Raw genomic sequence first — 6,495 nt, 5'->3', positions numbered from 1 at the left:
AAAACGGAGTTGGAAGCGGTTGACAGGAACTTGATTTTATTTTATTGTTTATTGCAAATAAATTTCATTTATTAGGTGTAAGTGTGGCTGCGATCGCAGGTGCTTTTACTACCTAAATGTTGACTTTTAGGAACATTTATGCAGAAGCACGCTTTGTCTGATATTTGAGTTTTGTTTGCAATTTACAATAACTTTTATGTTTGCTATTTCGCAGTTAAATGTTATTAAAGATATTTTCCATTCTGGGAACAGGCGCTATACAAGTAAATTTTTTCATAAAAAATCTTTCCGTATCTTAGCCTTTATTCTTAGTGCTTTACTTGCCTTAGCTTGGGCAACTCCAAGCCTGACTGTATCGCTACGAACTACAGAAATACTTTGGGATACTTACGGTGTTCCCCATATTTACGCCAAGGATGCTGCCAATGCTTTCAAAGCTTTTGGTTGGGCACAGATGCAAAGTCACGGAAATTTGCTTTTGCGCCTGTACGGTCAAGCACGGGGCAGGGCTGCTGAATACTGGGGAGAGGAATATTTAGAATCGGATCGATGGGTTCTGACGGTGGGAGTTCCAGAGCGATCGCGCTCTTGGTACAAGGCACAGACTCCTACATTTCGTAGTTATTTAGATGCTTTTGCGGCTGGTGTAAATGCCTATGCCAAAGAACATCCCGATTTAATTGATGATGAAGTAAAAGCGGTACTACCAGTGAAGCCGGAAGATGTACTGGCTCATCTGCAAAGAGTGCTGTATTTTACTTTTGTAGTCAGCCCAGAACGGATTGCAGGTACGACAGAGAAAGAACAAAAACCGGGATCTAATGGTTGGGCGATCGCACCGAAAAAGTCTGCAAGTGGTAAGGCAATGTTGCTAGCAAATCCACATCTACCTTGGGCAGATTTATTTTTGTGGTATGAAGCACAGATTAATGCACCAGGAATTGATGCATATGGAGCAACACTTGTAGGAGTTCCAGTTTTAGCGATCGCCTTCAATGATAATTTGGGCTGGACGCACACAGTCAATACTCATGATGGCTGGGATGCTTATGAACTAAAGTTGGCTGGTAAAGGTTATCGCTTCGACGGACAAATTCGTCCCTTTCAAACAAAAACCATTTCCTTAAAAATTAAGCAAAAAGACGGCACTTTGCGCGAACAACCGCTAGTAGTGAAAAGTTCTGTTCATGGCCCTGTTGTCAGCGAAAAAGATGGTAAAGTTCTAGCGCTAAGAGTTGTCGGGCTTGATCGTCCAGGTGTACTGGAGCAATGGTGGGACATGGCACGAGCAAAAAACCTGTCTGAGTTTGAAACTGCGCTCAAGCGTTTGCAACTGCCAATGTTTACAGTGATGTACGCAGATAGAGCCGGAAACATTATGCACCTATTCAACGGACAAGTGCCAGTGCATCAAGAGGGCGATTTTGAATACTGGCAAGGCACAATTCCGGGCAACACCTCTAAAACTTTGTGGACAAAAATTCACCCTTACCAAGATTTACCCCGCGTACTTAACCCAAAAAGTGGCTGGTTGCAAAATGCTAACGATCCACCTTGGACAACAACATTTCCGGTAGCTATCAAAGCAGATAATTATCCATCCTACATGGCTCCACAAGGGCCGATGGATTTCCGGGCACAGCGATCGGCAAGAATGTTGGCAGAAGATCCCAAAATATCTTTCGATGAAATGGTCGAATATAAACATTCAACTCGGATGGAACTTGCCGATCGCATCTTAGATGATTTAATTTCCGCAGCACAAAAGCAGGGAAGTGAATTAGCACAACGAGCCGCTAAGGTACTGGCAGCTTGGGATAGACAAGCCAATGCAGATAGTCGAGGTGCAGTTCTTTTTGCTACTTGGGCAGAGGAAATGGACTTAGAGCAAGCATTTAGCCAACCCTGGAATGACAAATCTCCACGCACTACTCCCAAGGGTTTGGCAAATCCTACAAGCGCAGCAGCAACCCTCGAAGCAGCAGCAGTCAAGGTGGAGAAAGCCTATGGAAAGCTAGATGTACCTTGGGGAGAAGTTTTTCGACTGAAGTATGGAAATGTAGATTTACCAGCCAACGGAGGATATGGAGAATTGGGTATCTTTCGCGTAGTTGACTTCGTTCCCAATTCTGATGGAGGCTTCCAATCATTTGCAGGCGATTCTTATATTGCTGCGATTGAGTTTTCTAATCCTGTACGAGCAATGGCACTTACTAGCTACGGTAATGCTACTCAGCCGAATTCACCCCACAAGGGCGATCAATTACAGATGTTTGCCCAGCAACAGTTACATCCAGTTTGGCGAAATATGAAAGATATCAAAGCTCATTTAGCTGAACGTAAGGAATTGTAATCACAATACTAGGTGGACTTTGTTTGTATAGCCGTAGACGCTTTCGCCGTTGTCAATCAGGTATTCCTACCAATTCTCCTGAGCCAGTAATTACTTCACCGATCGCATAAGCCGCTATATTTTGCGATTCAAAGTGAGAAATTGCTTGCTGCGCTTGTTGAGGGGGTACAAGTAACACAAAACCAATTCCCATATTGAAGGTGTTATACATTGCTTGGGGGCTAACCAAACCAACCTCCGCTAGCCATTGAAAAACAGGTGGAATTACCCAACTATTAGTATCAATTTGAATTGCTTGCCCTTGTCCCAAGCACCGAGGTAAATTTTCTGGCAATCCACCGCCTGTGATATGAGCCATACCGTGAATTTCTAACCCTGCTTGGCGTGCAGCTAGAACGGGTTTGACGTAAATGCGGGTGGGGGTGAGGAAAGTTTCTCCCAAAGTTTTGCCACCAAGCAATTCTGGCTGTTCGCTCCAAGAAAATCCCCGATCGCTAATAATTTTTCTCACCAAACTATAGCCATTGCTGTGAACACCACTACTCGCAAGGGCGATCGCTACATCTCCTACTTGTACTTGAGAACCATCTAATAACTGGCTCTTTTCCACAATTCCTACACAAAATCCAGCCAAGTCATACTCACCCACTTGGTAAAAACCAGGCATTTCTGCCGTTTCGCCTCCCAACAAAGCACAACCTGCTTGTTTGCATCCAGAGGCTATACCCGCAACTACCTGAGTTAACTGCTCTTTGTCTAGCTTACCAGTAGCCAAATAATCTAAGAAAAACAAGGGTTCTGCGCCAGATGTCAATACATCGTTCACGCACATTCCTACTAAATCAATACCAACGGTGTCATGACAGTTGAGAACTTGAGCAATTTTGAGTTTTGTACCTACACCATCAGTTCCGGAAACCAAAACTGGTTCTTTAAAGCCTGTCGGTAGTTGAAAGCAACCACTAAAACCACCCAATCCACCAAGTACTTCTGGTCTAAAGGTGCTGTGAACCAAATTGCGAATTTGAGTTACAAACGCTCGACCAGCCTCAACATCAACTCCTGCGTCCTTATAATCCATTACTCAAAACACCGTTATCAATGCACCAACCACTCAGGTTATCTATCATCACACATTTTGTCATTAGTCATCTATCATTAGTCAATTGTGAAAGACCAATAACAAATGACCAATAACAAATGTCGATTGACCATTGACTAATTAAAACACTTCATCTTCGATACCGTGCCACCATTCACCTAGATTCATTAAATCCTCGTGAATGTCTGCTAAAGCATCAGCGTACTCATTTTCAGACAGTGTATCTCGATGTTCTTGGAGCTTCTTCAATCGTAGCTGTACTAACAACCATGGTTTAGCGAAGCTGTTAGTTGCTTCCAGATATTGTGCTAGTTCTGTGCTATCCATATACTGAATTTTGGATTGAGTTTTGAATTAGTCATTGCTCCTCACACCCTTATTTGTTGAGTAGAAGCCTTTGCAAGCTCTTACTCAAAATATAGATTGACTTGGCTAATGCAACTCGCATCTTTGCAAAAACAAATCAAAAACAGTCACGATACTAGTCGTGACTGCTTTTAACTATTTGAGCTAGAAAATACCAAAGACTTGAAGAGTTAGTTAAATTTTTGATTGCATTAAGCTTTGGTATATTGTTCAGCTGCAAAGTCCCAGTTGACTAGATTATCCAAGAAGTTCTTGATGAATGCGGGACGAGCATTCCTAAAGTCTATGTAGTAGGCATGTTCCCAAACATCCAGTGTCAGGAGCGCTTTTTGTCCATGAACAAGAGGATTTTCTGCATTGGGAGTTTTAGTGACTTTTAAAGTCCCATTATCATCTACCAACCAAGCCCAACCGCTACCAAACTGAGTTGCAGCAGCATTAGAGAACTCTTCTTTAAACTTGTCAAAACTCCCAAAATCTTTTTCAATTTTGGAACCTAGTTCACCTGTAGGTTGTCCGCCACCTGAGGGTTTCAAGCAATTCCAGAAGAATGTGTGGTTCCAAACTTGGGCAGCGTTATTAAAAATACCCGTTTTTGAGGAGTCTTTAAAGGAGATTTGGATTACCTCTTCTAGAGGCTTATTGGCAAGTTCTGTCCCTTCAGTCAGCTTGTTTAGATTATCTACATAAGCTTTATGATGTTTGCCATAGTGATACTCGAAAGTTTCAGCTTTCATCCCATGTGATTCCAAAGCATCCATAGGAAAAGGAAGGGGGGGCTGTGTAAATGCCATGTGAAATCCTCTCTTGACCGTATTTTAGTTTCCAGCCTCTTGTTAAGGAAGCCGACAAAGTTATTAGCTCAGTGTTTAGCAGTTTGAAATGCTTCACACTGGCACATAAAACTTAACACTCTGATCTTACTAGAAAATGCGGCATTGAGAGCGTTAACTAGTATTAGTAACAAGGATGAAAATACTACCAAACTATTCGCTCATCAAACATTAATCATAAAATCTATCGCAAGTAGGTTTACAAGCTCAGAGTAAGCATTACAAAAAGTTAGCGATCGCGCAAATCCCACTAGTTCAGCTTCAGCACGAATCTAGGTATTAGTTCTATTAATCACTAAAATTTTGAATCATTTGCAGGCATGAGGATGTCAACTAGTTGTATCAAATATGAATAGTACAATAATGACAATGCCAAAAAATTTAATTATGAGTACATCCAAGACAGTACAACAGTTGCAGGCACAATGGGTAACGCCAGAAAATTTTCGCCGTTACGGACAGGTTATTTTTCCCAGTCAAGATGGCAAAGTCTTTGATGCAGAAGATGCCTATTTAGTGCTAGACAAAGGCACACCCCGTTTTTACATTATGCGGTTGGAGCGTCGAGGGCGAAAGTTTCATAAAATAACTCGTCATGTGCAATGCACTCAATGTCTGGGTTCATTGGCAGGAAAAGACTGGTTGATTGCAGTTTGTCCTCCCAACAATGATGTGGATGAACCAGATTTAGCAAATATTGCTGCTTTTCGCATTCCAGGGAATTGTTTTATTAAGTTAGAGGTGGGAACTTGGCACGCAGGGCCATATTTTGAGCATGAAGTTGTGGATTTTTATAATTTAGAATTGAGTGATACGAATGTGGTGGATCATTTCACTCATGATTTTTTGCTGAGTCATCAAATAGAGTTTGAGATTATTTAGGTAAGACTAAGGTTGAGATCGGACAGTTGAATAGGTAGTGTTTACACTCTAGTTATTTTTCCCATTGCTAGAGCCGACCATATCACGATCAGCAACAGGTGAACTTATTGAGTCTATTTCATTAGATTCTTTGGCTGCTGGAGGTTTGGATCTAGCTGATTGACTTTTATTCTTGGACTTTTTTCTCTTCACACCCGTAACTCTTTCTCTAATTGCCTCTAAATCTTCTGGCTTTGCCCACTCTCGACTGTGAGTTATTCTGTACTGATCTGTCCGTCCTTTGCGCTTTTCCTGAATCAAAAAACCTGCCTCGCAAAGAAACTTCAATGCATACTGGGCTTTGCGAACGCTCATCCGGCATATTTCTGCTGTCTTACTTAGGCTAGCAAAGTACTTACCATCAAGCTTTCCCCCTGTTCTGCGGCACTCAGAATAAAAGCTACACGTGAAGAATTTAAGGCCGCTTGTGCTGATGGCTGCGTCTACGGAGAGATAAGAGGTAAGCGAGGCCTTTATGTTTATGCCGAGCTAGGAGCAGAACAACAATACGCGCCGTCACCGAATGATGATCAGATGACAGAATACAGGCTTTTTACAGGTTGTAATGTTTACTTTGCTAAAACCAAAGAGCAACTAGTCAGTGGAGAGTTTGAAGCTGAAGATTTGCCTAACATAACGGTAATTATTTACTGTTAGTAGAAGGTGTAGCACTATCGACTGGCTCTCTACGCAGTTTCTTACGGCGAGTCTCAATACGATCCTGATTGTCATACAGGTAATCTTCTAAGCTTTCTATACTCACCTGTATACTGTCTCCACCTTTTAGATAAACAGTAGGCATAACGTGTCTCCAATTGCCTCTTAACTTAATTTTATTTATATTTGGCGTTGCACGCAAGAAGGTAGTTAACCAAGGCAGGTGCTAGGTTAGATCAAAATCTTGTTGAATGAAATATCCC

Annotated in this window: 7 protein-coding genes; 2 read left to right on the top strand and 5 right to left on the bottom strand. The window is 41.9% G+C overall.

Annotated elements, in window-relative coordinates:
* The first annotated feature begins 196 nt into the window (after window positions 1-196).
* Window positions 197-2,353, top strand: a complete 2,157-nt coding sequence (locus tag UYC_RS0104190; RefSeq protein ID WP_016873392.1) for an acylase — start codon at window positions 197-199, stop codon at window positions 2,351-2,353.
* Between the two features lie 52 nt (window positions 2,354-2,405).
* On the opposite strand, the gene purM is transcribed toward UYC_RS0104190, so the two are convergent.
* From purM to sodB, 3 genes are all read right to left on the bottom strand, one after another.
* The gene (purM, locus tag UYC_RS0104185) at window positions 2,406-3,434 is read right to left on the bottom strand and encodes a phosphoribosylformylglycinamidine cyclo-ligase (RefSeq protein WP_016873391.1); all 1,029 of its coding nucleotides are present in this window, start codon (window positions 3,432-3,434) and stop codon (window positions 2,406-2,408) included.
* A 141-nt stretch (window positions 3,435-3,575) separates the two neighbouring features.
* Window positions 3,576-3,782, bottom strand: coding sequence for a hypothetical protein (locus UYC_RS0104180; RefSeq protein WP_016873390.1), 207 nt, complete (start codon window positions 3,780-3,782; stop codon window positions 3,576-3,578).
* A 230-nt stretch (window positions 3,783-4,012) separates the two neighbouring features.
* Window positions 4,013-4,615, bottom strand: a complete 603-nt coding sequence (gene sodB / locus UYC_RS0104175) for a superoxide dismutase [Fe] (RefSeq protein ID WP_016873389.1) — start codon at window positions 4,613-4,615, stop codon at window positions 4,013-4,015.
* Between the two features lie 426 nt (window positions 4,616-5,041).
* Here sodB and UYC_RS0104170 point away from each other — a divergent pair, with 426 nt between their 5' ends.
* The gene (locus UYC_RS0104170) at window positions 5,042-5,536 is read left to right on the top strand and encodes an ureidoglycolate lyase (RefSeq protein WP_026087360.1); all 495 of its coding nucleotides are present in this window, start codon (window positions 5,042-5,044) and stop codon (window positions 5,534-5,536) included.
* Between the two features lie 48 nt (window positions 5,537-5,584).
* On the opposite strand, the gene UYC_RS0104165 is transcribed toward UYC_RS0104170, so the two are convergent.
* On the bottom strand, window positions 5,585-5,890 hold the full coding sequence (locus UYC_RS0104165) for a hypothetical protein (protein ID WP_016873387.1): 306 nt from the start codon (window positions 5,888-5,890) through the stop codon (window positions 5,585-5,587).
* A gap of 328 nt (window positions 5,891-6,218) precedes the next feature.
* Window positions 6,219-6,377, bottom strand: a complete 159-nt coding sequence (locus UYC_RS38775) for a hypothetical protein (protein WP_016873385.1) — start codon at window positions 6,375-6,377, stop codon at window positions 6,219-6,221.
* Between the last annotated feature and the right edge of the window lie 118 nt (window positions 6,378-6,495).

This window comes from Chlorogloeopsis fritschii PCC 6912 (assembly GCF_000317285.1).
GTDB lineage: Bacteria > Cyanobacteriota > Cyanobacteriia > Cyanobacteriales > Nostocaceae > Chlorogloeopsis > Chlorogloeopsis fritschii.
The sequence above is the reverse complement of the archived record's forward strand: the minus strand, read 5'-3'. Positions and strand labels throughout refer to the sequence as shown.